This window comes from Thermoclostridium caenicola, assembly GCF_900142095.1.
GTDB classification, from domain to species: domain Bacteria; phylum Bacillota; class Clostridia; order DSM-8532; family DSM-8532; genus Thermoclostridium_A; species Thermoclostridium_A caenicola.
In genome coordinates this window covers 42,935-69,379 of record NZ_FQZP01000005.1, presented here as the reverse complement: position 1 = coordinate 69,379, position 26,445 = coordinate 42,935, and the positions used below count along the sequence as shown (strand labels likewise).

Sequence of the window (26,445 nt, the reverse complement as noted above, 5' to 3'; positions counted from 1 at the left end):
ACAAAAGAATGGAGGTGTGATATGGTTACCAATAGAATTCGCAACGTGGCGTTTTTAAGCACTTATCCGCCAAGAGCGTGTGGACTTGCGACGTTCACACAGGACTTGGTGCGCGAGCTGGACAAGGTTGGTCTCCTGAGAAAACCCAGGGTGATTGCTGTAAGTGATGACAAGTATAGTTACAGCGACAGGGTTATGATGGAACTTCTGCAGCATGACAGGGACAGCTACGTGAGTACAGCGGATGCCATCAATCATTCCGATATCGAGCTGCTTGTGATAGAACATGAATATGGCATATTTGGCGGCAAATCCGGCGAATATATCCTCGATCTCGTCGACAGGCTTCAGATTCCTTTTATCACAACGCTTCATACTGTGCTTCCAAAACCAACCAGGAAGCAGAAGGAAATCCTGAAAAAATTGTGCGAGAAAAGCGCCAGGATTGTCACCATGGCCAGCAACACGGTACCCATCCTGGAAAAGGTTTATCATATAGACCCTTCCAAGGTGGAGGTCATCCACCATGGTGTGCCCTACAGGATTGTGCCGACGCGAGAGAAGCTGAAAGAAAAACATGGGCTCTCAGGACGGAATGTTGTCAGCACCTTTGGACTCATCAGTCCGGGCAAAGGCCTTGAGTATGGCATTGAGGCTATTGCCAAGGTAGCAAAAACGCATAAGGACATCATCTACCTGATCCTCGGACAGACCCATCCCTGCATCAGGAAGAAATCGGGAGAGACATACAGGAAGAAACTGATAAAGCTTGTTGATAAATATGGTATTAACGATCATGTCCGGTTCGTGGATAAATACCTGACCAAGGATGAGATCATCCAGTATCTCCAGATGTCGGACATCTATATGACGCCTTACCTTGGGAAGGATCAGGCTGTCAGCGGAACGCTGGCCTATGCGGTGGGTTATGGACGGGTAATCGTTTCTACGCCGTACAGTTATGCCAAGGAAATGCTTGCCGAGGGCAGAGGGCTTCTGGCAGAGTTCAGGGATGCGGAATCGCTGGCAAGGCAAATCCGGTACGTGCTGGATCATCCCGAGGCGAAAAAGGAGATGGAACAGAAAACATTGAATCTCGGCAGGACCATGATGTGGCCGAATGTGGCAAACCAATATACCAGCCTGATCATCGATACGATTGAAAAGGAGAAGATGACCAACAGTATGGTGATTTGAGATGGACGGGCTTTCCAGTGAACGGCATTTCAATGATGGCCACATCTTCAGGCTCACGGACGACACGGGAATGCTCCAGCATGCCAAATATGCCATCCCGGATCCGCGATTTGGATACACGGCCGACGACAATGCCAGGGCGCTGATCATGGCGCTGATGCTATATGAAAGATATGGGGAGAAAAAATACCTGGATCTGATATACCGCTACGCGTCCTTTCTGCTTCATGCCCAGAATGATGCGGGCAGGTTCAGGAATTTCATGAGATATGACAGAAAATGGCTTGAGGAGGAGGGCTCGGAGGATTGCTTTGGCAGATGCCTGTGGGCCCTTGCGTTCGCTCTGGCAAACAGGCATACGCCCGACGGTGTCAGAAATTGTCTTAAGTACATGCTGAACCGGGCAATGCCCCATATCGGCTATATCCGCTGGCCACGGGCGAAAGCCTATGCCATTTTAGGCCTGGTTCTCCTGGAAGGGGAAGAAAACAGGCGCCTTGTGAAGGAGATGGCCGATTCCCTGTGCAGACGGTATGAAGCCTGCAGTCAGGAAGACTGGAAATGGTTTGAGGATGCCGTGACCTATTGCAACAGTGTGTTGCCCTGGTCCCTGGCCGCCGCATATCGGGTTACGGGTGAAGAACGGTATCTTCGGGTTGCCGAAGAAAGCTTGGCATTCCTTGATGCCATCGTGTTCCGGGGTGGTTGCTTCAAACCCGTGGGATGTCACGGATGGTACAGGAGGGGAGGAACCCCTGCGGAATTCGATGAACAGCCGGTGGAAGCCTGTGAAGCGGTTTTTACCTATTCCGAACTCTATCAGGCGACAGGCAGGACGGATTATCTTGAAAAGGCCAAAAAAGCTTATGCCTGGTATACCGGCGAGAATTCCATGGGCCTCAGCCTGGTAGACGCCGAGACCGGGGGCTGCTTTGACGGCCTGACACCGCACGGTGTAAACCTGAATCTGGGGGCGGAAAGCCTCGTTTCGTATGTGATGGCCTATTTGAAGCTTTCGGGGACGGAAGCCGGCTGAAAGACCTGTTCCCGGAAGCGGATGACTTTTTATAGAAACAGATACAGCACGAAAGGAGGACGGAGACATGAAAATCAGACCTTTGGGCGCCCGGGTGCTCCTGAAGGAAATTGAGAGCGAAGAAACCACCAAGAGCGGAATCGTGCTTCCGTCCAGCGCCCAGGAAAAACCCTACATAGGAGAGGTTCTGGAGGTAGGGCCCGGAGAGGTAAATGAAGGCAAGGAAATCAAGATGGTTGTCAAAAAGGGTGACCGGGTGCTTTACAGCAAATATGCCGGAACAGAGGTCAAACTGGAGGATCAGAAGTATCTTCTGGTGAAACAGAGCGATATTCTGGCAATCATTGAATAGGAGGTAGAATCAAGATGGCAGCTAAAAATATTCTGTTTGATGATAAGGCTAGAAAATCCATTGAAGCTGGCGTCAACAAACTTGCCAATGCGGTCAGCGTGACCCTGGGACCTAAAGGAAGAAATGTGGTGCTGGAGAGAAAGTACGGTTCTCCCATCATCACCAACGACGGTGTGACCATCGCAAAGGAAATTGAGCTGGAAGATCCCTATGAGAACATGGGCGCACAGCTGGTCAAGGAAGTCGCCAGCAAGACCAACGACATAGCCGGCGATGGTACCACAACCGCTACCCTGCTTTCCCAGGTCATTTTGAGGGAAGGCCTCAAGAATGTGGCATCAGGTGCCAATCCCATCATGATGAAGCGGGGAATGGACAAGGCGGTTGAAAAGGCTGTTGAAACCCTGAAGAAGAACAGCCAGAAGATCAAGGGCAGAAGCGACATCGAGTTTGTTGCCACCATTTCTTCAGGGGATGAAAAGATCGGCAAGCTCATTGCCGATGCCATGGAGAAGGTGGGCTCCGAAGGGGTCATCACCATTGAGGAGAACAAGACCATCGATACCACCATTGAACTTGTAGAAGGCATGCAGTTTGACAAGGGTTATATCTCCGCCTACATGGTGACCGATACCGAAAAAATGGAGGCGGTCCTGGAAGATCCGTACATACTCATAACCGACAAGAAGATCAGCAATGTCCAGGATATCCTGCCCGCCCTTGAGATTGTTGCAGCCAACGGCGGCAAGCTGCTCCTGATTGCCGAGGATGTGGAAGGCGACGCCCTGGCCACCCTTGTGGTCAACAAGATACGCGGTACCTTCATCAGCGTGGCTGTGAAGGCCCCGGCATTTGGCGACAGGAGAAAAGAGATGCTCAGGGATATCGCCATCCTCACCGGTGGACAAGTTATCTCCGATGAGGTGGGTCTCAATATCCGTGACATCAAGCCGGAGTGGTTCGGAAGGGCCAAGTCGGTCAAGGTGCAGAAGGAGAGTACCACCATCATCAATGGTGCCGGCGATCCCAAGGCCATCCGGGACCGGGTGGAATCCATCAAGAAGCAGATCGAGATCACCACTTCCGATTACGATAAGGAAAAGCTCAACGAGAGGCTGGCCAAGCTGGCGGGCGGCGTAGGCGTCATCAAGGTGGGTGCCGCAACCGAAACCGAAATGAAGGAGAAGAAGTACAGGGTGGAGGATGCCCTGAACGCCACACGGGCTGCTGTGGAAGAGGGCATTGTTCCGGGCGGTGGAACGGCGTATATCAACGTCCTGCCTGAAATCGCCAGGCTGATAGACACCCTTGAGGGCGACGAGAAGACAGGTGCTCAGATCATCTACCGTGCCCTGGAGGAACCTCTCCGCAAGATTGCGACCAATGCGGGTCTGGATGGTTCGGTTGTGGTTGAAAAGGTGAAGAACAGCGAGCCCGGTATTGGCTTTGACGCTGCCAGGAACGAGTACGTGGATATGTTCAAGGCCGGTATCGTGGATCCTGTCAAGGTTACCAGGACCGCATTGCAGAACGCGGCTTCGGTGGCTTCCATGATCCTCACCACGGAGAGCGCTGTGGCTGAGAAACCTGAGAAGAAGAAAACACCGCCCATGCCTGCCGATGATATGGATTATTAATCTTTCCGTGAAAAGTTACAGAAAAGGGCTGCAGCTTCTGACTGCAGCCTCTTTTTAATGGTATTCTTCAGACGCCATGGCATCGGCCCGGGTTGGATGGATGGTTCCCGGCGGATGCTGGGGTGGCGCGTAAATCGAGTACAGCTTAAGGGGGACATGACCGGTATTTATCAGGTTATGCCATTTCCCTGCGGGGATGAAGATGGCATAATCGGCGTAAACCCACTGCTGAAAATTCAGGATATTTGGATTGTCACCCATAACCACGATCCCCTGGCCCTGCTCAATGCGTATGAATTGATCTACATCGGGATGCATCTCCAGGCCGATGTCTTCCCCGACATCGAGGCTCATCAATGTGAGCTGCAAGTGATTTCCCGTCCACAAAGCCGTCCGGAAGTTCTGATTCATTTTGGCTGCGTCTTCAATATTGACGACAAAGGGTTCCGGCCCATAGTCACGCCATCCTGTATGCCGGCTATAGGGGTAATTGTTTCCGTAAACATTGGGATATGCATTCTCAGGCACATTCCCCATGAAATCGGGATAACCGGAAGACAGGTACATTTTATTGCAGGGATATTGTCCGTAAGGGCTGTACATGTCCACACGCTCCTCAATTTTCACATGTTTTCAACTCATCATATGCGTGGATTTTTCAAGGGGTGTCCCATGAAAACCGGTCGGTTATGGTATGACATACCCTGGCGTTAAGGGCATCCGGTACCGGAATAGCGCATATCGACAACTCTTTATAAGGGTATGGTATGGATTTGATATCAGATATAATGAGTAGCATTAAGCAATTAATGTTTATCATTAAATATTTATTGACAAATATATATAATGAAATGTAAAATGATTATGGATATAATTCTAAAATATGTTGACTCAGGAAGGTGTATCATGAAACCGGCTGAAATGCATAAAATCAAGAAATACGCTCGTCTTTTGAGATTTGTCATGAATGTGTTATATTGGGGTGCAGTTATTATGGCCTGTTTGGCTGTGATTTCCGCCGCGGTAGTCGTTTTTATGCCTGATTCCCATTTTATGTTGGGCAATCAAGGAAACGATCGGTTAATGGTATCAATCTTCGGTATTATCAGATTTGCCCTCTACGAAGAACTGCTTAGAATAAGTCAGAAGGGTACATGCATCATGGCACTGCTGATGACGGCAGCGCTGATGCTTCTGGTTGCTTTTGCGTCCAAAAAGCTGGTTCATATTATGAAGTCGGTAGATAATGATATGCCTTTCGAAAAAGAAAACGCGGACAGGATTCATGCCATCGGGACTGCATTGGTGTGGGGTTCCCTGCTGGTTCCAGCATTTGAATTCATACCGGCAAGGGTAATGATAAACATGATGGAAGGAAACGATATCCCTGTGAGCTATTCAGTGAATATCTATCTGTTGATGGCAGGTCTGCTGCTGTTCGTTCTAAGCGGTATCTTCCGATACGGCAGTTATCTTCAGGCTGAATACGATGAAACCGTTTAGGGGGATGATGGCATGGCTATCATTGTGCGGCTGGACCGGATGATGGCGGACAGAAAGATATCGCTGAATGAATTATCGGAGCGTGTAGGCATATCCATTGTTAACCTGTCAAATCTGAAAACCGGCAAGGTCAGGGCGATCAGGTTTTCCACGCTGAATGCCATATGCCGGGAACTGAAATGCCAGCCTGGGGATATATTGGAATATGCAGATGATTAAGATGTAAAAATCAAATGTCGGTCAGAAAAGCCACATACCAAATAAAAGTGGCTTTTTGCATCATACCGTATTGGAACAACCTGCAAATTGTCCGCTTTCGTTCCAGCTGTTATGATATATTTATTACCGTAAAAACCGGACGGCAAAGGATCAAAACAGGCTATGAACAAACTGGTTATTGGCATACTGGCCCATGTGGACGCCGGCAAAACGACCCTCTCGGAGGGCTTGCTTTATTTAAGCGGCAGGATCCGGAAACTGGGCAGAGTGGATAAAAAGGATGCTTTTCTGGATAATTTTGAACTGGAACGTGCGCGGGGGATCACCATTTTCTCCAAGCAGGCCATATTCGAAGTGGACGGCACGCAGATTACCCTTCTGGATACCCCGGGGCATGTGGACTTTTCAGCGGAAATGGAAAGAACGCTCCAGGTGCTGGATTACGCCATCCTGGTGGTGAGCGGGGCAGACGGTGTGCAGGGGCATACCAAAACCCTGTGGCGCTTGCTGGAACTTTACGGGATACCCGCTTTCATCTTCATCAACAAAATGGATCAGGAAGGTACCGACAGGAGTGAACTGCTCCATGCCCTGAAAAGACAGCTCAGCGAAGGCTGTGTTGATTTCGGACAGACCGGTACGACGAGCTTCTGTGAGCAACTGGCCCTTTGCGATGAAGGCATGATGGATGCTTATCTCAAAACCGGCCAGTTCAAAACACAGCAGATAAAAAAGGCCATCCGGGACCGGAAACTGTTTCCCTGCTTTTTTGGCTCAGCCCTGAAACTGGAGGGGGTGGAGGCCTTTATGCGGGCGCTGGTGAAGTATGCGGAAGTTCCGGTCTATCCACGGGATTTCCGTGCCAAGGTATTCAAGATCAGCCGCGATGAACAGGGAAACCGACTCACCCACATGAAGATCACCGGCGGAAAGCTTCGGGCACGGGATGTTATAAGCAACGGTGTCTGGGAGGAAAAAGTAAACCAGATAAGGCTCTATTCCGGGGCGAAATACCAGGCGGTGAGCGAGGCGGAAGCCGGTGCCGTATGCGCCGTTACCGGGCTTACGCGCACAAAACCCGGCGATGGCCTTGGCGGGGAAGAAGCCTCCGGAAGGCCTGTGCTGGAACCCGTTCTGACCTATCAGATCCTGCCTCCGGAAGGCTGCGATCCCAAAGTCCTGCTGCCCAAACTGCGCCAGCTGGAGGAAGAGGATCCGGAGCTGCATATCGTCTGGGACGAACAGTTGGAGGAGATCCGGGTCCAGGTCATGGGCGAGGTTCAGCTTGAGATCCTGAAAAGTCTTATCCAGAACCGGTTTGGCCAGGAAGTGACCTTTGATGCCGGACGGATTCTGTATAAAGAGACCATTGCCAATACCGTGGAAGGCGTTGGCCATTTTGAGCCGCTGCGGCATTATGCCGAGGTTCACCTGCTGCTGGAGCCGGGGGAGCCGGGAAGCGGCCTGAAATATGCGGTGGACTGCAGCGATGATGTGCTGGCGAGGAACTGGAAGAACCTCATCCTATCCCATCTGAAGGAGAAGGAGCACAGGGGCGTTCTCACCGGTTCGCCCATCACCGATATGAAGATCACCCTGGTTTCCGGCCGGGCCCATCCCAAGCATACGCAGGGCGGCGACTTCCGGGAAGCCACATGGCGCGCGGTGCGCCAGGGGCTTAAGGAAGCCGAATCGGTGCTGCTGGAACCCTATTACGCCTTTCAGCTGGAACTTCCCGAGAAGATGGTGGGCCGTGCCATGTCCGATATTGAAAAGATGCACGGTACATGCCGGATTGCCCGCATTCAGGATGGTGTAGCGGTGCTGGAAGGAAAAGCCCCGGTCAGCACCATGAGAAACTATCAGAAGGATGTGGCTGCCTATACCAGGGGTCATGGCCGGCTCATGTGCCATCTTGCCGGATACGGTCCGTGCCATAATGCAGACGAAATCATCCGGGCGATAGGGTATGATTCCGAAAGGGACGCGGACAACCCCACGGGTTCAGTTTTCTGTGCCAACGGTACCGGTTTTCTTGTCAGTTGGGATCAAGTCAAGAACTATATGCATGTTGAAAGCTGCCTGAAACCCGACAGGGACTTAATGGAGAATCCAGACAGGGAGCGGTCGGAGAAAGACAGGGAAGAATGGCTTGATCCGGAGGAGGTTGACAGGATCCTCCAGCGGACTTACTTTGCCAATCAGGGTAAAAAGACGGTCTGGCACAAACCCAAAACCGCTTCGGGAAGTCCTGGCAAGCCCGCTCCCTATGTGGGCAAGCCACGGGAGGCAAAGGAAGAATATCTCCTCGTGGATGGCTATAACATCATCTTTGCCTGGCCTGAGCTCAGGGAACTGGCGGAAGACAATATCGATGCCGCAAGGACCAGGCTTTTGGATGAACTGTGCAAGTACAGGGGGTTACGAAACTGCCGGATCATTGCCGTTTTTGACGCTTACCGGGTGCAAGGGCACCAGGAGGAGATCCTGGATTACCATAACATCCATGTGGTGTATACCCGCGAAGCCCAGACGGCGGACCATTATATCGAAAAGTTTGCCCACGATAACCAGAAGCGATATGATATCACCGTAGCCACATCGGATAACCTGCAACAGGTTATCATCCGGGGGGCGGGCTGTGCCGTATGGTCGGCCGACGATCTCAGGAAGGAACTGCAAAGAACCAACGAAGGCGTCCTCCAGGCCTACCGGGAAAAGCAGGCCATGGACAGAAACTATCTGAGGGACAAGCTGTCCCGGGAGACCAAAGAACGCATGGAAGCTTTGCTCAGGGAAGAAGAACGGAATGGTTAGCCGGAAGCAATCCGGCTGTTTTTGTTTGCACCGTTTACCAGGAAAGTTTCAAATGCCGCTCAAAAACACATCGTTAAAAATTTTTAATTGACTTATATTGGGAATACAATTATAATCTTTGTTAATCTTCTCTTGCGTGACAATCCGTTTATAAGCTGGTTTTACAGACTTACAGGGGCTTTTCGGGGAGTTGGAACACGATATGATAAAAAACTGACAGATCTTACTGGCTTCCCTAATGCTGTGAAAGGACAACAGGGGATGGCTTTACTGGCGGAATAATCAGTTTTCGGTACTGCGTGTGTATTTATGGCTCGATGACAAAAAATTTTAATGAATCGAAAAGGACTGTTATGCGAATATCGCAAAGAATAACACATTAAGCCAAAAAAGTAGCTATATATGGATGAAATATGCTATAAATGGGTATATAATTAGTGTTAAGGGCAAGTGTTTATTTGATGATGTGGGGGGTCGCCATGAAAAAGAATTGGGGCAAATTCAAATCATTTAGTCCTAAGGAGTTTTTCCGGAAGATCGGGAATCAATGCAGCACAATTGTCCGCAAAATCACTTCCAAGAATCCTTTCCAACGTAACGCAGCAGCCAAATCTTCACCTTCTGTAAAACCCAGCAAGACACAGAAATCTTCTGTAACAGGCCAGAAAAAAGGGATCGCCTGGGATAAGCTGAACAGCATAAAATATCGGCTGTCCATTGGTTTGCTGATACCCATTGTTCTGCTGGCTGTATATGGCGTCGTCTCATTTAAAAGGACAGAGGCGGCTATCATCAGCAACCATGAAGCCAGTACCCATAATACCATTGACGCCATCAGCCGATATATGAGTTTTGGTTTTAACTTGATCGACAAAACGGCCATGGAGATTACGAATGATATCAACATCAAAAACTATTTCAACCAAAAGTATGATGAGGCCATGGGCAACGTCAAATCCTATGATGATGTCTATGACAGAATATCCATGAACGTTGTTGCCAACAGTTTCATATCCAATATCCATATTATCGGCTATAACGGCGTTTGCATGTCTACCTCCGGGGTGATTAACCATCATCTGTACGATGTTGTGGCCAAATCCGAAATCAATCAGAAGTTCAAGGAAACGAAGAGTCATAACATCTGGGTGGGCTACCATACGGTTCTGGATGAGGCTATGCCGGCCGGGTCACAGGTTTATGGCACGGACAAGTATGCCACTTCCCTTGTCCGCAAGCTTGGCAATGGCCTGGGTTTCTTTATAGTCGATGTTTCCAGGGAACAGATTATGAAGATGTTTTCGGAGTATGATTTGGGCGAAGGAAGCATCCTGGGATTCATCACGGGGGACGGAAGGGAAACCTTGTCCATTGATGGGGTTGAGCATGTCTTCGTTGATTTGCCTTATTACCAGAACGCGCTGGCATCCGAGGAACTGAGCGGTTACTCCTATGAGAAATACAATGGCAAGGACTATCTGTTCCTGTATGGGAAATTCAAGGATGTTGACGGGATGGTCTGCGCCCTGATTCCAAAGAGCACCATCCTGAGCAAGGTTGCCGGCATCAGGGCTTTGAGCGTGCTGTTTGTAACCCTGTCGTGTGTTCTCGCCGTAATCATCGTGATCCTCATCACCCGGGATATCACGAGAAATATCAACACCCTGAATAAATCCATCGCCCAGATAGCCAAGGGCGATCTGACCACAAAACTGCAGCTCAAACGGAAGGACGAATTCCACGCTTTGTCCAGCGGGATTACCGATATGGTGGAACACATGCGTGCCCTGATTGGTGAGGTACAGGGGGTCAGCAACACCGTGAGCAGTTCTGCCATGAGCCTGACCGGCACGGCAGGCGAACTGCTTGAAGCTACCAAGGGCATATCCAGGGCCATCGATGAGATTGGCCAGGGTATGATCCAGCAGTCGGAGGATGCGGAAAAGTGCCTGCACCAGATGTCCAATCTTTCTGATCAGATTAACCAGGTCTACAACAATACCAACGAAATCGGCCAGATTGCAAGCAACACGCAAAGTGTTGCCAATGAAGGATTGTACCTGATCGAGGAACTGAGCAGCAAGTCTAAGGCAACCTCCGAGATCACGCAGGATGTTATCCGGAAAATCCACGAGTTCAAGGAGAAGTCCAAGACCATTGAAAGCTTTGTCAATGTCATCGACTCCATCGCATCACAGACAAATCTCTTGTCCCTCAACGCTTCCATAGAAGCGGCAAGGGCAGGGGAGGCCGGCCGAGGATTTGCGGTGGTTGCTGAAGAGATCAGGAAACTGGCAGATCAGACCATGAATGCCGCGAAACAGATCAAGAATACGGTTAAGATCATCGACCTGATGAACCAGGATACGGTAAAGACAGCGGAAGAAGCCGAAAATATTGTGGCTTCCCAGAATGAGGCTCTGAGCAGGACGGTTGATGCCTTCAACAATATCAGCAACCGTGTCAACGATCTGGTCAGCAACATGAACAATATCCTGGAACGCCTGAAGAACATTGAAACCGCCAAGGAAGATACGCTGAACGCAGTGCAGAGTATCTCGGCCGTAACGCAGCAAACCTCTGCGGCAACACAGGAAGTAAATGCGACGGCCCAGAACCAGATCGATGCGGTGGAACGGCTGCGTGAGGCGGCAATGGTCCTTGAATCGGATGCCCGTAAGCTTGAAGATGCGATTAAGATATTCCGGATTTAATGAAAAAATGGTCAATCGAAAAAGAAGTCACCGGCGATTCAGGCTGCTCCATTAAAGGAGCAGCCTGTGTTTAATCGGGGTTCAGCGGCGATGGCCTTTTTTTCTGTATCGCTGAATGTAATTTTCAAAATTCCAGGAGCCGATGAATTCCTTTGCCTTGTTATACCCGCTCTCATAAAGCCTTCGGCTCTCCTTCCGGGTCAGGTCGAACCTGGTGGCCTTAATGCCGAAGGTGGGGATTGAGATGGTCCTGACCGCATCCTTGTCGTTCAGGTAAATTTCATCATTCCGATCCATGATGGTTTCAGCTATGTCCAGCGCGTATGTGAGCAGGCCCGTTGTGTGGTGTTCTTTCTGCTGCGGTTTGCATTCCGAGAGCCTGAAGCCAATAGTAGGCCAGCGGGGTATTCCTTTAACATCGAATATCCAGATGGGGAAGTTGCTTAAAATGCCACCGTCCACAATGTAGCTTCTGCCGCCCGGGTAGGAAAGCTGCACCGGATTAAAGTAAAAGGGAATGCTGCAGCTCATTCGGACGGCCTTGGCGATCTCAAACTCCATGGGATTAATCCCATATTTATTAAGGTCGTCCGGAAGGATGAGCAATTCCTTTCGCGTGATGTCGGCAGCGATGATTTTAAGCCTGGAACGGTTGTTTACGCTGACATCCCTGAATTTCGTTTTGCCTTTTGTCCGAAGCAAATCCCCGATCCATTGCTCCAAATAGTCGCCGCTGTTGAGCCCCTTGTGCACCAGAAGGCCTAAAAGGCCTCCCACCAAAGGGATGGATTGGATCCAGTCCTTGTCCGCAAACTTTGAATAATCGAGCTCTTCGATGATCTTTTTCAGCTCCCTGCCCGTGTAGCCAGCAGCCAGAAGGGATGCGACAATGGAGCCGGCGGAGGTTCCTGCAAGTTTCTCCCATTTATAGCCATGCTCTTCAAAGCAGCAAATGGCTCCGACAAAAGCAATACCCCGCACACCGCCGCCCTCGAATACTGCGTCCGCTTTCATGCTCATGCAGCCCTCAATTGGAATGGATAGCTAATATAACATATGGCAGGGCCAGGCAAATATGTGATAGGTGTTAATGGGGACAGACCAAAACATCTGCTTCTACTGAGGTATTGACAAAATATTATATAATGAAAATAGTCGTCAGGAGGGAATGCGTTGGAAAAACTGAAGGTATTGAAAAAAATCAACTGGAGAAAAGTAACCGGTGCAGTCCTTTTTGTGTCCCTGATTGCTTCCATCGTGTACATAATCGTCATGTTCATCCTGTCGCCCGGAGGTATTTCAGCGCCCGAAACACCTGATCATGTGAAGGGCGATTATGCCCTGATGCTGCTCCAGTGTACGCTTGGTCTTGTGGTCATGATGCTGCCTTCCGTGATCGAACGGAAATGGTCCCTCAGCATACCCAATTTCATGTACGTGCTGTGTTTTATCTTTCTGTTCTGCGCCATCTACCTGGGAGAGGTGCGCAACTTCTATTATGCCGTCCCCTTTTGGGATCTCATCCTGCATGCTTTCAGCGGCGCCATGCTGGGTGCTCTGGGATTTACCATCATTATCATGCTCAACAATTCAAAAGGGATCAATCTTCACTTAAGTCCGTTTTTCTCGGCTGCTTTCGCCTTTTGCTTTGCCCTTGCCGTTGGTGCTGTATGGGAAATCTATGAGTACCTGATTGATTCCACCCTTGGCCTGAACATGCAAAAGTATATGCTCAAGGATGGAACGCTGCTTGTAGGACGTGAGGCGCTGAACGACACCATGGAAGACATTATCGTGGATGCCGTCAGCGCCCTGGTGATTTCTGTCATCGGCTATATCTATGCGAAAAGGAAGAAGCTTTGGGGGGCGGAAGGCAGGCCTGAGCCGGAGTCATGATCAATGTCGCCTGAAAGCCCTCAGGAGAGGCTGGAGCTTTCGGCATGATCATTCACAAAGAGCCTTTGCGATATCTGCGGCCTTGCCCAGGTCTTCTTCGGTGGGATTCCAGTTGCATCTGATCTCAGGTTCCACCACTTGGAAACCTGCATCGGTCAGGCGCTCCCTGAGTATCCTGGTGGATTCGCCGCTCCATCCGTAGCAGCCGAAAACAGCCGATTTCTTGTTTTTGAATTTCAGCTCTTTCAGGAAATCAAGCCAGCCGCCAACGGATGAGAGAATGCCGTTTCCGACCGTGGGGGAGCCAACCGCGATGGCCCTGGAACGGAAGACTTCGGTCATAATGTCGTTCTTGTCGTACTTGGATATGTTGAAAACCTTGACCCTTGTATCGGGGGATATCCTGGAGATTTCCCGACCGATCTGATTGGCGAGCTGCAAGGTACCTTCCCACATGGTGTCATAGACGATGGTGATTTGGTCTTCCTGGTAATCCTGGGACCAGGCGTAATATTTCTCCACGATCTGCAGGGGGTTCTCCCGCCAGATGACGCCATGGCTCGTGGCGATGATGTCGATGGGGAGATTGAAGGCCTGAATCTCTTCGATTTTCTTTTTTACCAGGGGCGAGTAGGGCGTAAGGATATTGGCATAATACTTCATGGCCTCTTCCCACAGTTCGCAGGGATCCGCCTTGTCGTTGAACAGTTCCTCCACAGCATAATGCTGACCGAAAGCGTCATTGGAGAACAGGATGTTGTCGCCGGTCATGTAGGTGGCCATACTGTCGGGCCAATGGAGCATCCGCATTTCCACGAAAATAAGCTTTTTCCCGTTGCCGATGTCCACCGAATCACCGGTTTTGACCACCCTGAAATTCCATTCAGGATGATGATACTGTCCCGTTAGGGACTTGACGGCATTGGCCGTACAGTAGATGGGCGTATTCGGTATTCTTTCCATCAGGGCGGGCAGTGCGCCGCTATGGTCCACCTCGCCATGGTTGATAACAATGAAGTCAATTTTATTGAGATCAACTTCTTTCGCCAGGTTGTCCACAAACTCGTCGGCATGGGGTTTCCAGACCGTATCGATTAGCACTGTCTTTTCTTCCTGGATCAAATAGGCGTTCTGGCTGGATCCATGGTTAACGGAATAATCGGAACCATGAAAAGTCTTCAGTTCCCAGTCCACCTTACCGACCCAGTATACGTTGTTCTTTATCAGCTTCTTCACAAAAATCCCTCCTTTTTATTCTGCAATAAGCCTTTCAAGCCCGGCCCGGTCCCGGATCACAATCCTTTTGTGGCCCATCAGCGTTATCAAACCTTGTTCCTGAAAGGTCGCAAGCTTCCTGCTCAGGGTTTCCTGGCTCATGCCCAACTGTGAGGCCAAGTCTCCTTTTTTCATGGAGAGCTCAACTTCATGGCCGCCTTCGGACAAGGACAGCAGCGCCTGGGCAAGCCGCTGCTCGACGCTGTTCAGGCTGATGGATTCGATCAGGTTTTCGGCTTTCTCAAGCCGTCTGCTCAGTTCCTCCAGGATCTTGAAGGCGATGGATGTGTATTTGGCCATCAGTTCCCTGAGCCTGGCTCCGTCAATCATGCATAGGGTGGTGGCTTCCAGCGCCTCCGCATTATCGGACAGCGGGGCGGAACTGAAAAGGGAAAGCTCGCCCATGAAATCCCCCGGTCCGACCACCCGGATCACCTGTTCCTTGCCTCCGGCATTGATCCGGGATATCTTCACCGTACCCGTATGTAGAACGTAGAGCTTGCCTCCCGGATCACCCGCCGAGTAAATCATTTCTCCCTTTTGAAAGGTTTTGGCCGAAGTGATGCGGGCGATCTCCAGTTTCTCCCCCGGCGACAGGCTGCTGAAAATGGGCACCCTGTCGATGCAGTCCTGATGGTGTGCGTGATGACAACAATTCATATGCGTGCCCCCTCATCTGGAATGTGTCCGGTCATAACCTGCCGGGCCCAGCCGTGACCTTTCTGCCGTAGCCGAGGAGCCTTGCGGCGTTGATGATGACCAGAAGAACCGATGCTTCGTGAACCAGCATCCCGAAGGACAGGTTGACAGCCTGGAAAAGTACGCCTGCGAGCAGTAGAGCGGCTACCAGCAGGGCAAAGGCGATGTTTTGCATCATATTCCGTACCGTGGCCCGGCTCAACCCGACAGCATAGGTCAGCATGCTCAGTTTTGGAGCCATCAGGACCACATCGGCCGTTTCCATGGCCACGTCGGTTCCCGCCCCACCTATGGCGATGCCCAGATCTGCCGAAGCCAGTGCGGGTGCGTCGTTGACGCCATCGCCTACCATGGCGATACGCCCATATCTGTTCCTCAACTGCTCCAGGATGCTGACCTTATCCCCGGGAAGCAGATCGCTGTAGTATTCATCGAGGCCGATTTCCTTCGCGATGGCTCGGGCAGCTCTTCGATTATCACCGGTCAGCATGACGGTCCTTTTGATGCCCAGCGCCTTCAGCCTGGGGATCAGAGCCCGGGCATCCTCTCGGATCCTGTCGGCGATGGAGATGATGCCGCAAACGACACCATTAGCGCCGACAATGACAACGGTCCTGCCCATTTCTTCTTCCGCGGCGATATCTTGCTCGTGCGTCTCTATGCTGATCCCGCAATCCTGAAGCAATTTTCGGTTGCCTATATAGTAATTTACCCCGTTCAGCCTGAATTTAAGGCCCATGCCTGCCAAAATTTCGGTCTGTTCCGGTGCCTCATGGATAGGGCCCAGTTTTTCCGTTGCCTTATCCACAATGGCTTTTCCCAGGGGATGCTCCGAGTAGGATTCGCCAATTGCTGCAATCCGCAAAAGTTGATCATCTGACATGCCAAAGGCCCTGATGCGGGTGACACTGGGCTTGCCCACTGTCAGCGTCCCTGTCTTGTCGAAGGCCATTACCCGGACGGTACCGAGTTTCTCCATGACCTCACCGCTTTTGACCAGTATGCCGCGCTTAGCGCCATTGCCGATCCCCGCCACAATGGAAACAGGGGTTGAAATGACCAGCGCGCCGGGACATGCGATGACCAGAAGCGTCAGGGCCAGCACCACGTTCCCGGAGAGAATGTACACGATGACCGACAGAAGGATAATGGCCGGTGTATACCACCGGGAGAACTTCTCCAGGAATTTCTGCGTTTTCGCCTTACGGTCCTGGGCTTCCTCCACCATTTGCAGAATCCGCGCAAAGGTTGTGTCTTCACCTACCCGGTCGGCCCGGATAACCAGGTATCCGGATTCAATGATGGTTCCCGAGAAGGTGGTATCGCCCACGCCAAGACTGACGGGGATGGATTCCCCGGTAATGGCGGCCTGGTTGACATGGGCAGAGCCTTCTACCACGATGCCGTCCACCGATATTTTCTCGCCGGGTCTTACCACAACCAAATCCCCACGCTCCACTTCTTCAGGGGAAACCTCCGTTTCGACGCCGTTCCTTTTTACCCTGGCCCTGTCGGGAGCCAGATCGAGCAGCGCCTTGATGGAAGATCGGGTTTTTTCAATGGTCCGGGATTCCAGGTAGTCGCCCAGCATGAACAGAAAGGTTACCGCGGCGGCCTCCCAGTATTCGCCGATGATGATGGCGCCAATCACGGCTATGGACACCAGGGCATCGATCCCGACAATGCCGTATCTTATAGCGCCTATGGCTTTCCTGAGAACAGGGGCGCCGGCAACACATGCTGCGGCCAGCATGAAGGCAATGGTAACGGTTTTGTAGCCCACCAGTTCTTTCAAAATGAGTGAAATGGCAATAATCACGCCGGAGATCAGGACAATTCTGCCCTTTGTCAGCCTCAGCACAGGCAGCACCCCCTTAAATTCGATCACTTTTCGCCAAGCACCCTGTAACCCAGTTTCCCAATCCTGTTCCTGATTTCATCCGATGTTATCTTGGCTTCGTCAAAGGAAACCCTTACCCGTGAGGTGTTGAACAGGACCTCCGAGGAAACGATGCCTTCGGTCTTCTTCAGCATCCCCTCGATCTTGGCGATGCAGCTGGGACATGAAATGGTTTCCAGTTGATAGGTTTTGTTGGTCATAAAATCCCTCCCTGAACACGTTTGGTTTTGAACTTCTGAACCCAGCATACCAGGAGCCGGATCCTTTTTCTTTGACCTGGATCAAAAAACGAAAACTTCAACATATGGGGACACTCATGAAGGATTCCCCGAAACGCATCAAAGCTTGCATCGCAGGGGTTGCATGGTATTGTGGGAATGCAAAGGGCAGGACATAATGAACCGATCGGCTGACTGAAACGGACAGAAAGGGGGAGAGGAAACTCCGGCAGAAAAATAAAGGCTTCAAGGGTGCCGGAGCACCCTTGAAGTATTAAGTCATCAGCGATATTCAGAAGCAATTGAAGCAGAGCACTGCCAGAATAGCAGCGACTACGCCGAGTCCTATCATGGTTAAGCCAATGATACCCGGCAGGGCGATAATACCACCGATGATCAGGAACAGTGCAACCAACACGAGGGTGATGCACAGTATCCTTTTGTCACGAAGGAAGGGATTAACGCCCAAAAGCAGAAGCAAAAGCACTCCTGCGATGATGGTTCCGATGATGACGAAATCGAAACCTACAATGCCCAGGCCGATCAGTACAACGCCGAATACAATCAGCAGGAATCCAAGAATGCCTGAGGCAATGAGGATCGGGCGCTTGCAGGATCTTCTTACTTCATCCATAACGACACCTCCTGATTACTTATCCCATTAACAATATATTAGACAAGCACGCAGAGTGTGTAAGACAACCTTCTTAATCTCTCCTGAATTTGCTTCGGTGCTTGAGCAGCTTTGCCTGGATAAGGGAATCCAGATAATTGTCGAACAGTTTGCCGTCAGTTTTTTGTCCTTCCTTCTCAGGGCTCCCCGCATCAGCACGGTTGCCCGTCAGGAACCAGGCGGCCAGGAGGATGTTGCAGGCTGCAAGGATCAACAGGCCCCAAAAAAGGCATGCGATGCCTGCCATCCTGAAAAATCCTTCGGCCTGAAGGTAAGCCGTGAGACCGGAAATGATCAGGAACACCATGGCCAGGTTCAGGAGGACAATGTAGCGCAGGATTTTTTTCTCCGGGTTTGGGCAGCCCAGGACTGCCAGGTGGCCCGTTCCTAGCACAATCAGGCCTATGGTCAGGAAGGTCGTGGGCGACTGTAAAACCAGCAGGACAGTGCCGAGGGAAACCATGATGAAACCGTTGATTCCCACACAGAGCATCATGACGCGAGAGAGAGATTTCCCCGACATCTCCTGTCACATCCCGCAAGACCGGTGAACATTACAGACATGTACCTGGGTCCCAGACACGCACCTGATAACAGAGTATTCTGGAAGGACGAAATAGGTGAGAAAGACCGATGAGCCAACATAGAATAAAAACTTGAAAGTCTTTCCGGTTGCTGTTATAATTACTGGAAATTTTAAATATGTACACATACAAGAATTTGGTTTACCTAAAGGAGAAGGGACGAGAATGATCAAGGTAGGCTTTATTGGCTATGGCAGCATGGGAAGCATGCTGGTGGGATCCTTAATCCGCTCCGGGCGGATTAAGCCTGAGGAGATGATTGTATCTACAAAGACCCAAAGCAAACTGGAAGATATCAGGAAACTCCGGGAGAATATCCACGTATCGGAGGATAATTGCGAAGTAGCCCGCAGGGCAAAATATATCTTCATTTGTGTCAAACCGCTCCAGGTAAAGGAAGTCCTGCTTGAAATCAAGCCCTACATAACTTCCGACACCAACATCATATCCATCGCGGGAAGCGTGCCCATGAAGTTCATCGAGCAGGTTTCAGGGGCCAAGGTGACAAAGCTGACGCCCAGCCTGACCTCGGAAGTGATGGACGGCATATCCCTGGTTTGCCATTCCAATGCCGTATCCGAAGAGGAAAGCAGGTACATTGAAACATTGCTGGGTGGTGTCAGTACCGTCAAAAAGGTTAAAGAAGAAGATTTTGAACTGGCAGCTGAATTGACAAGCTGCATGCCCGGGTTTATTGCCGCCATTTTCAGAAATCTCACCGATTCTGCCATGAGGCAGGGAAGCGGGCTGAGCCGGGAGGATGCGGAAGAAATGATCATCAGGACGCTTCAAGGTACGGCAAAACTGTTTGTTGAAAAGAACATGGGCTTTGATCAGATGATAGAAAGGGTTGCTACCAAGGGCGGCATTACCGAGGAAGGTGTGAAGGTTTTCAACGAGAGGCTGCCCGGTGTATTCGATGAAATGTTCCGAAAAACCCTTGAAAAACGTAAGGTTGTGCGGGAGAAGGTGGAATCGAACCTCGGAATGGAACAGGCATAACGTTGGCTTCTGGAACAGGTTTATGCATGTTCTTTTTTTTGCTATATGAAATATATGGGCCTTTTGCCGTGTCTATATGGATGACAGGATGATGCGGAGGTGATTCGGTGGATGACAAAGCGCTTCTTGCCAGGATAGGACAGAATGATGTCAGAAGCTTCGGCAAGCTCATCGACAGGTATTCCAGGTATGTGACCGCCATCATCTGCAGGGTTGCGGGAAACGCACTTTCCCATGAGGATATTGAGGAAGTGGCATCGGACGTATTTATAAAGATTTGGCAGAACAGGGGAAGCATCGTCCTGGAATCCGATTCATTGAGGCCCTATCTGGCGAGGACGGCCAAAAATATGGCATTAAACAAGCTGAGGGATACGCGGTATCACAACGGGCTGCCCCTTGATTTGGAGATTATCCCGGAAGGCGGCAGCAGTGAACTGGAGCAGTTTGAAACCCGGGAGGCCATCCATGCGGCCATCAGCACACTCGGTGAGCCGGACAGGGAACTGTTCATCAGAAGATACATCCTGTCGGAACAGGTGAAATCCCTTGCGGAGAGGTTTAGGCTCAACCGGAACACGGTGGCCACCAGGCTGGCCAGGGCCAGAAAGAGACTGGCAAATATTTTAAAGGAGGGAGAGGCTGGCAATGGATAAAGATATTATCCCACTTGAACGGATTCCGCGCGGAATATCCCTGAGAAGGATTAAAAAGCGGGCCATGCTCTATGCGCAAACGGAAACCCAAAAGAAGCGCCTGGGCAAGGCTGCCGTCATACCGTTGATTGCGGCCATTTGCCTCACATGCCTGGGAGTCTTTGCCGTTACCCGGAACCCCTGGGGATTATTTTTCAGCAACACCGAGCTGTTGGAGCAGGACAATGCCGTCATCCGAATCGGTGAAACCAGGGATTCCGGCGATTACAGAGTCACGCTGGAAGAAGCGGCCTTCAGCGGCAACTCGGTGTTCCTCATGTTTTCCCTGGAAAGGATAGACGGGGGAATACTCCCGCAAAATATCTCTTTTGAAGTGGATATACCCCATTACGGCGACAGTGTGTCGGGTTCCCAGTCCAGCAGGCTGTCGGAAGACGGCAGAAAGGTCTTTGTCTGCCATCAGGCCGATTTGGGTCGGAGCCTGCCCGATGTCCTCACGGTTCACATCAATTCCATGAAACGCATGCCGGCGGAAAAAATTGAAGCGGATTGGCCCATCAACAACATCTATTCTGAGGACTATGGTGCAATCATTGCAGGTGAGAATCTGTCCGGTCTGGATGAATTGTATGGTCAGGTTTCGGGTCTACCGATTGAAGGCACGTATCTGGATTTCTTTGCGGCGGGGCGCGTGGACGACCGGCTTGCCGTGGTTTGCAAATTCAGGATGCCGGAAAAAAGATATGAATTCCTGTCGGCGTTATATGATCCCGGAAGCGATACCCATCACTTACCAGATGTCAATGACACCGTAAGGCTGTCCGAAGATTCCGGGACGGGATATGAGATCTATTACTTTGATGGCATCCATGAGCAGGATTTGGCACACCTGTATCCGGTGGTGGGGTGTCTCACCGTTGAAGAACCGATGCCGGTGAACCTGAGCTTTGATGTGGATACCCGTTCGGCAAAACTCGCTGAAGCCACATACAGGGAAGGGTTCCAGCCCATAGCCGAAACAGGAGACCTTGCTGTGGAAAGCATCAGGATCAGCCCGAGAGGGCTTGTAATAACAGCTTATTCAGATGCAGAGATAGATATCAACACCCTATTTGGATCTTCGGACGCATACTGCCTGCTGGAGGACGGCACCAGGATGAAGGTGGCATACATTTCATCCAGTGCTTCGGGTGGCAGCAGAATCAAATACAGCATCGATTTTTTAGTTCGCGATGCGCTCCTGGATGCCCGAAAGGTAACGGCCATCACCATCAATGATCAAATCTTCTGGCAGAGACCGTAAGCGGCGGTGAACAGGCAATGATTCAAGCGGCTCAATAGCCGCTTTTCTTTTTATTCTATATATTACTCGCAGCGCCACACTCGAATTGTCATTACGAGCGGAGCGTGGCAATCTCTTTATGTCCTGTGATGAGCCCAGGATACGGTTGAGATTGCTTCGTCGGCTGCGCCTCCTCGCAATGACACCCTGGGTTTGCCACTGTGGGCGTAACGGCGTAGCGTTTGATGCGCATAAAAACACTTGCAGCGCCCAACTCAAATTGTCATTGCGAGCGGAGCGCGGCAATCTCGTCGCTTGTCCTATGTTCTCTTGACGGTCCGGCGGCTGTCGGATATGATGAATCTGACAACTGCCGGTGGGGAGGATTTGCCTTGGCCAACTATTTTGGAGATTCACTGCGCACCTTGACTACGCTTCTCCTTTTGGGCGTTCTCGGCTATATGGGTATTACCATAGGGAATCGCAGGAAGATAGCCTTTTGGGGGAAAAGGGTAGTAACCCTGGCGATTCTGGGGTTTATCGCCTGCATCTTTGCTGCCGCAAGGGACGGCTATCACCTGTCGGTGCAGGCTGCGAACAATCCGGATAGCGCACCGGGCCTGTTTGCCATGGACAGCGCCCAGTCCATTCTCGGCAGCCTTGGCGGTATGCTCATGGTTATTGGCGCCCTGTCCTGTCTTTTCGTCAAAAAGCAGCCGTACCGGAGAGCGGTTTTCTTCATCCTGTCGGTCATTATTGCGGCCAAAATCCTCCTGATTGAAATAGCGCGGGCAGGCCTTTGAGAAGTGCGCAAGTCTGAAAGCGAATCCTTGAAGGAAAGGAAAAGGTTATGAACAGCGACACTGTGGTAAAAAGCGATGTCATAAACAAAGCCGTCCAGGAAGGAGAGACGGTATATGATGTGGCCATTATTGGCGGCGGTCCGGCCGGTTATGTTGCTGCCATACGATGTGCCCAAAACGGCCTGAAAACCGTTTTGATTGAGAAAGACCGGCTGGGCGGAACCTGCCTTAACGCAGGATGCATTCCAACGAAAACCTTGGTTTCAATCGCGGGTTTTTTAAACCGGCTCAACCGGGCCGAGGATTATGGTATATCCATCCAGGGTTTTCAGTACTCCCTGGAAAAAATCAGGGAAAGAAAACAGCAGATCGTGTCCTCCCTAGTGCAGGGGATAGAATTCCTGATGAAAAAGAACAAGATCGGGGTTATCCAGGGCAAGGCCATCGTGGAGGAAAACGGTGTGCTTGCCGTGGAAGGTAGCGAGGAAAGGATTCGCTATAAGAATCTGATTCTGGCCACGGGCTCGGTGGCGAGCTCCTTGCCCATACCGGGAGCCGATGCGCCGGATATCCTCGGCAGCCAGGAATTACTGGAACTAAGTGAGGTTCCCGAATCACTGGCCATTATCGGTGGCGGGGTTATCGGCATGGAGTTTGCCTTCATCTATGCCGCTCTGGGCTGCAAGGTGCATGTGGTGGAGTTTATGCCCCAAATCCTCAACCTGGTGGATGCCGATGTGGCCTCAACGGTGAAAAGAACCGCGCGGAAGATGGGCATAGAAATTCTTGAGTCTGCCCGTGCTTTGGCCATTGAAACAACCTCCGACGACCATAAACGGATCCTCATGGAGCGGAAAGAGCGTCAGGAGTCCCTTGTCGTCCGAAAGGTGGCTGTCGCGGTAGGGCGCAGGGCAAACCTGGAAGCGGTCGACCTGGAAAAGCTGGGGGTTGCGCTCAACGACCACAAAAACGGCATCCTGGTCAATGAAGTGATGCAGACCTCCAATCCCACGGTTTATGCGGCGGGGGATGTGACCAATCAGGTGATGCTGGCCCACGCTGCATCCCATCAAGGTATCATTGCAGCCGATCATATCGCAGGAAAGCTCTCGGGAAAGGCAGGCGGGCTGGAAAAGCAACTTGTTCCCAGCGCCATATTTACCTTCCCGGAAATCGGCCATATTGGCCATACCGAAAAGGAAGCCAAGGCCATGAACCGGGATGTCCTGGTGGGCAAATTCCCGTTTCGCGCCAACAGCAAGGCTGTAGCCATGCAGGATGCGGCGGGCTTTGTGAAGGTTATCGCCGACAAGGCAACGCGGGAGATTATCGGCGCAACCATCGTTGGCCCCGATGCCACGGAACTGCTCAGCCTGGCCGCAAACCTTATCACCTGCCGGACGACCATCGATCAGGCCAAAGAAGTTATATATGCCCATCCCACCCTGTCGGAAGCCATATCGGAAGCCATACTGGATATGGAAGGAGAAGCGATCCATTTTGGTAACTAAGGTCTATATTTCAGATTCCACCGATCCCTACCTGAACATTGCGGTGGAGCGTTATCTCACAGGATGCGCCGAGAAAGGGAAAGCCTGCCTGTACCTGTGGCAGAACGAGAATACCATCGTCATTGGCAGAAACCAGAACCCTTATGCCGAATGCGACATGGACCTTGTGAGAAAGGACGGCGTCCGCATTGCCCGGCGTTTTTCAGGAGGGGGAGCGGTTTACCATGACAAGGGAAACCTGAACTTTTCCTTTATCAACCATCGGAGCGAGCAGAATGTGGAAAGCAACCTGTCGGTGATCCTGCGGGCGTTGGAAAAGTTCGGCCTTAAGGCCGAGTATACCGGCAGGAACGATATCTGCATCGACAACAGGAAATTCTCAGGCAACGCCTTCTTCATGCACCGGAATGGGGCTTGTCATCACGGAACGCTGCTTGTGGCCGAGGATCATGACAAGATCAAACAATACCTGACCGTCTCCAGGCTCAAGCTTCAGTCCAAGGGCATCGCTTCGGTAAAATCCCGGGTGGTCAATCTGTCGGAGCTCAATGCAAACATCACCATTCCTTCACTGAAAGAGGAAATGACTCGTGCATTTCATGAGGTTTTCGGGGATGGCGATGCCGTAAATCCCGCCGAGCATATCAACGAGGAAAAGGCATTGGCCATACCCGAGGTCAAGGCTCTCCGGGATGAGCTTGCCTCCCATGCCTGGATATTCGGGGAAAGCCCGGCCTATTCGGTGGAATTGAAGGAACGTTATGCCTGGGGCGAGATCAGCGTGAACCTTAACCTCCAACATGGCAAAATATCCTGTTGCCGCATCTATACCGACTGCCTGGATGCCGATGCTTTTATCTCCCTGGAAAAGGGTCTTGTCGACATCCCCTATAACCGCGAATCGGTATGGGAAGCAGTCCAAAATCATGTTTCTGAACAGTATCAGGATGATCTGCGTGATCTGTTCTCACGTATGATTTAACGGACAGGACAGAAAATGCTTCGTCACTGGGCTCGCCAATGGTACATTGGTACATTCTATTAAGATCAACGTAGCATAAGCGGGAGTGTCATTGCGAGCACTGTGCAAGCTGTGCGCGGCAGTCTCGTAAAGCCCGTAATACCATGGAAGTCGTCGCTCCGCTTCTCGTAATGACAGCAGGCATGCACTTGCGAAGCGGGAAGAGAGACCGTAACGTTTAAGGCCGCATTGCGATAAGGCGCCAGAACATTCCGCAGGAAAGAGAAAAGGGCGGATGCTGTTTGAGCGTAGCAAGTTCAGCCGTCCCTCATTCTGGCAGTTAGATGTTTTGCAGCCGTGCATCACAGCGGCCGGGCTTTATTACGGGCTCGCTTTTCGTTGTGACTAGTTTGAAATAACCTGCATCCTTAATGAATGGATATACGCATACCTGATAAAGCCATGCAAGGCAGGCTAAGCCATCGAAGTAAAGAATAAATAATCATTTTCAGCGGGTTTTGTATTGACAAATGTCCTGCGATCATGTAATTTATAAATATACGCATTATACATTTTTCGTGTATATTTATGCATAATTTGAATAAGGGGAGAATATTTATGAAAAAGATAATGGCACTGATCCTGACCATTGTGATAATGGCGGTATTGCTGGCCGGCTGCGGCGAAGGCGCCGGTGTGAAGGTGATCAATATCCCGCTGACCCAGGAAGAGTATGCCTTCGGCGTTGACAAGAACCAGCCGGAGCTGCTGGAAAAGGTGAATGAGTTTATCGCCAAGATACAGAAGGACGGTACGCTCGATCAGATCATCAACAACAACTATGGTAACGGCGAGCCGGTACCCATCACCTCTGCCGAGCTTGATCCAACCAAGGATCAGCTTGTTGTCGCAACAAACGCCGCCTTTGAGCCATTCGAATACATGAAAGGCGATAAGTATTACGGTATCGACATGGAAATCGCCAAGCTTCTTGCCGACTATCTGGGCAAGGAACTAGTCATCAGCAACATGGATTTTGATGCCGTATGCCTTTCGGTAGGTCAGGGCAAGGCGGACATCGCCATGGCCGGTCTGACCATCAGGGAAGACAGAAAGGAATATGTCAACTTCTCGAACAAGTATTTTGATGCGGCACAGATGATCATCGTCAAGGCCAACGACAAGAGGTTCGACAACTGCAAGACGACAGAGGACGTGGAAGCCGTGTTGAACAGCCTGCCCAGCACCACCAAGGTTGGCGTGCAGAACGGCACTACCGGTCAGTTCTATGTTGAAGGCGATCCGGATTGGGGATTCCCAGGCTACAATGTCAAAGTGGTCGGTTACAAATCCGGTTCCCTGGCTGTCCAGGACATGCTCAACGGCAACATCGACTTTGTGGTGATAGACGAGGCGCCTGCCCACAGGATAGCCGCGGCCTTCAACGATATGAAATAATTAAGCTTGTCCTACATAAACGAAATTTATAAATATGCATACCCCGCCCTCA

The 26,445-nt window shown here is 51.0% G+C and carries 24 protein-coding genes; 16 read left to right on the top strand and 8 right to left on the bottom strand.

Translation table 11 applies throughout. From position 1 onward, the window contains the following. Nucleotides 1-21: 21 nt before the first annotated feature. The 4 genes from F3H12_RS02800 to groL all read left to right on the top strand — a co-directional run bounded on the left by F3H12_RS02800 (nucleotide 22) and on the right by groL (nucleotide 4,222). Nucleotides 22-1,197 (top strand): glycosyltransferase family 4 protein, encoded by a 1,176-nt coding sequence (locus tag F3H12_RS02800; RefSeq protein WP_149677830.1) that lies wholly within the window; start codon nucleotides 22-24, stop codon nucleotides 1,195-1,197. Nucleotide 1,198: 1 nt separating this feature from the next. Continuing rightward, nucleotides 1,199-2,233: a glycosyltransferase gene (locus F3H12_RS02795; RefSeq protein ID WP_149677829.1), complete on the top strand. Its 1,035-nt coding sequence runs from the start codon at nucleotides 1,199-1,201 to the stop codon at nucleotides 2,231-2,233. A gap of 67 nt (nucleotides 2,234-2,300) precedes the next feature. Continuing rightward, entirely contained in the window at nucleotides 2,301-2,585 is a 285-nt protein-coding gene (locus F3H12_RS02790) for a co-chaperone GroES (protein ID WP_149677828.1), read from the top strand. Nucleotides 2,586-2,599: 14 nt separating this feature from the next. Next, entirely contained in the window at nucleotides 2,600-4,222 is a 1,623-nt protein-coding gene (gene groL / locus F3H12_RS02785; RefSeq protein WP_149677827.1) for a chaperonin GroEL, read from the top strand. A 54-nt stretch (nucleotides 4,223-4,276) separates the two neighbouring features. On the opposite strand, the gene F3H12_RS02780 is transcribed toward groL, so the two are convergent. Beyond that, nucleotides 4,277-4,825, bottom strand: a complete 549-nt coding sequence (locus F3H12_RS02780) for a cupin domain-containing protein (protein WP_149677876.1) — start codon at nucleotides 4,823-4,825, stop codon at nucleotides 4,277-4,279. Between the two features lie 303 nt (nucleotides 4,826-5,128). Between F3H12_RS02780 and F3H12_RS02775 the strand changes: the two genes are divergently transcribed. From F3H12_RS02775 to F3H12_RS02760, 4 genes are all read left to right on the top strand, one after another. Beyond that, entirely contained in the window at nucleotides 5,129-5,725 is a 597-nt protein-coding gene (locus tag F3H12_RS02775; RefSeq protein ID WP_188118332.1) for a DUF2975 domain-containing protein, read from the top strand. A gap of 12 nt (nucleotides 5,726-5,737) precedes the next feature. Beyond that, a complete protein-coding gene (locus F3H12_RS02770; protein ID WP_149677825.1) occupies nucleotides 5,738-5,944 on the top strand; it encodes a helix-turn-helix domain-containing protein in 207 nt (68 codons plus the stop codon). Between the two features lie 162 nt (nucleotides 5,945-6,106). Continuing rightward, entirely contained in the window at nucleotides 6,107-8,761 is a 2,655-nt protein-coding gene (locus tag F3H12_RS02765; RefSeq protein ID WP_149677824.1) for a translation factor GTPase family protein, read from the top strand. 479 nt (nucleotides 8,762-9,240) lie between these two features. After that, nucleotides 9,241-11,475 carry a methyl-accepting chemotaxis protein gene (locus F3H12_RS02760; RefSeq protein ID WP_188118331.1) on the top strand — a complete coding sequence of 745 codons (2,235 nt, stop codon included), beginning with the start codon at nucleotides 9,241-9,243 and terminating at the stop codon, nucleotides 11,473-11,475. A gap of 81 nt (nucleotides 11,476-11,556) precedes the next feature. On the opposite strand, the gene F3H12_RS02755 is transcribed toward F3H12_RS02760, so the two are convergent. Beyond that, a complete protein-coding gene (locus F3H12_RS02755; RefSeq protein ID WP_149677875.1) occupies nucleotides 11,557-12,489 on the bottom strand; it encodes a patatin-like phospholipase family protein in 933 nt (310 codons plus the stop codon). A 159-nt stretch (nucleotides 12,490-12,648) separates the two neighbouring features. Between F3H12_RS02755 and F3H12_RS02750 the strand changes: the two genes are divergently transcribed. Next, entirely contained in the window at nucleotides 12,649-13,371 is a 723-nt protein-coding gene (locus tag F3H12_RS02750; RefSeq protein ID WP_340162569.1) for a DUF2238 domain-containing protein, read from the top strand. 48 nt (nucleotides 13,372-13,419) lie between these two features. Here the strand turns inward: F3H12_RS02750 and F3H12_RS02745 are convergent, their stop codons facing one another. The 6 genes from F3H12_RS02745 to F3H12_RS02720 all read right to left on the bottom strand — a co-directional run bounded on the left by F3H12_RS02745 (nucleotide 13,420) and on the right by F3H12_RS02720 (nucleotide 18,659). Then, complete coding sequence (locus F3H12_RS02745; protein ID WP_149677822.1) at nucleotides 13,420-14,607, bottom strand: anaerobic nitric oxide reductase flavorubredoxin; 1,188 nt, start codon at nucleotides 14,605-14,607, stop codon at nucleotides 13,420-13,422. A gap of 15 nt (nucleotides 14,608-14,622) precedes the next feature. Beyond that, nucleotides 14,623-15,306, bottom strand: coding sequence for a Crp/Fnr family transcriptional regulator (locus tag F3H12_RS02740; RefSeq protein ID WP_149677821.1), 684 nt, complete (start codon nucleotides 15,304-15,306; stop codon nucleotides 14,623-14,625). A gap of 31 nt (nucleotides 15,307-15,337) precedes the next feature. Further along, a complete protein-coding gene (locus F3H12_RS02735; RefSeq protein WP_243133170.1) occupies nucleotides 15,338-17,233 on the bottom strand; it encodes a heavy metal translocating P-type ATPase in 1,896 nt (631 codons plus the stop codon). Continuing rightward, nucleotides 17,230-17,445, bottom strand: coding sequence for a heavy-metal-associated domain-containing protein (locus F3H12_RS02730; protein ID WP_149677820.1), 216 nt, complete (start codon nucleotides 17,443-17,445; stop codon nucleotides 17,230-17,232). The genes F3H12_RS02735 and F3H12_RS02730 overlap by 4 nt, the downstream gene beginning before the upstream one ends. A gap of 310 nt (nucleotides 17,446-17,755) precedes the next feature. After that, nucleotides 17,756-18,097: a hypothetical protein gene (locus F3H12_RS02725; RefSeq protein ID WP_149677819.1), complete on the bottom strand. Its 342-nt coding sequence runs from the start codon at nucleotides 18,095-18,097 to the stop codon at nucleotides 17,756-17,758. A 73-nt stretch (nucleotides 18,098-18,170) separates the two neighbouring features. Further along, on the bottom strand, nucleotides 18,171-18,659 hold the full coding sequence (locus F3H12_RS02720; RefSeq protein ID WP_149677818.1) for a hypothetical protein: 489 nt from the start codon (nucleotides 18,657-18,659) through the stop codon (nucleotides 18,171-18,173). Nucleotides 18,660-18,885: 226 nt separating this feature from the next. On the opposite strand from F3H12_RS02720, the gene F3H12_RS02715 reads away from it, so the two are divergent. The 7 genes from F3H12_RS02715 to F3H12_RS02685 all read left to right on the top strand — a co-directional run bounded on the left by F3H12_RS02715 (nucleotide 18,886) and on the right by F3H12_RS02685 (nucleotide 26,393). Then, the gene (locus tag F3H12_RS02715; RefSeq protein ID WP_149677817.1) at nucleotides 18,886-19,722 is read left to right on the top strand and encodes a pyrroline-5-carboxylate reductase dimerization domain-containing protein; all 837 of its coding nucleotides are present in this window, start codon (nucleotides 18,886-18,888) and stop codon (nucleotides 19,720-19,722) included. Nucleotides 19,723-19,829: 107 nt separating this feature from the next. Next, nucleotides 19,830-20,378 carry an RNA polymerase sigma factor gene (locus F3H12_RS02710; protein ID WP_149677816.1) on the top strand — a complete coding sequence of 183 codons (549 nt, stop codon included), beginning with the start codon at nucleotides 19,830-19,832 and terminating at the stop codon, nucleotides 20,376-20,378. Further along, nucleotides 20,371-21,681, top strand: coding sequence for a DUF4179 domain-containing protein (locus tag F3H12_RS02705; RefSeq protein ID WP_149677815.1), 1,311 nt, complete (start codon nucleotides 20,371-20,373; stop codon nucleotides 21,679-21,681). Before F3H12_RS02710 ends, F3H12_RS02705 begins: the two co-directional genes overlap by 8 nt. A gap of 371 nt (nucleotides 21,682-22,052) precedes the next feature. Next, complete coding sequence (locus F3H12_RS02700) at nucleotides 22,053-22,463, top strand: hypothetical protein (protein WP_149677814.1); 411 nt, start codon at nucleotides 22,053-22,055, stop codon at nucleotides 22,461-22,463. A gap of 47 nt (nucleotides 22,464-22,510) precedes the next feature. Continuing rightward, the gene (gene lpdA / locus F3H12_RS02695; protein WP_149677813.1) at nucleotides 22,511-23,974 is read left to right on the top strand and encodes a dihydrolipoyl dehydrogenase; all 1,464 of its coding nucleotides are present in this window, start codon (nucleotides 22,511-22,513) and stop codon (nucleotides 23,972-23,974) included. After that, complete coding sequence (locus F3H12_RS02690) at nucleotides 23,964-24,956, top strand: lipoate--protein ligase (RefSeq protein ID WP_188118330.1); 993 nt, start codon at nucleotides 23,964-23,966, stop codon at nucleotides 24,954-24,956. Before lpdA ends, F3H12_RS02690 begins: the two co-directional genes overlap by 11 nt. 597 nt (nucleotides 24,957-25,553) lie before the next feature. Further along, nucleotides 25,554-26,393, top strand: a complete 840-nt coding sequence (locus tag F3H12_RS02685) for a transporter substrate-binding domain-containing protein (protein ID WP_149677811.1) — start codon at nucleotides 25,554-25,556, stop codon at nucleotides 26,391-26,393. The last annotated feature ends 52 nt before the right edge of the window (nucleotides 26,394-26,445 follow it).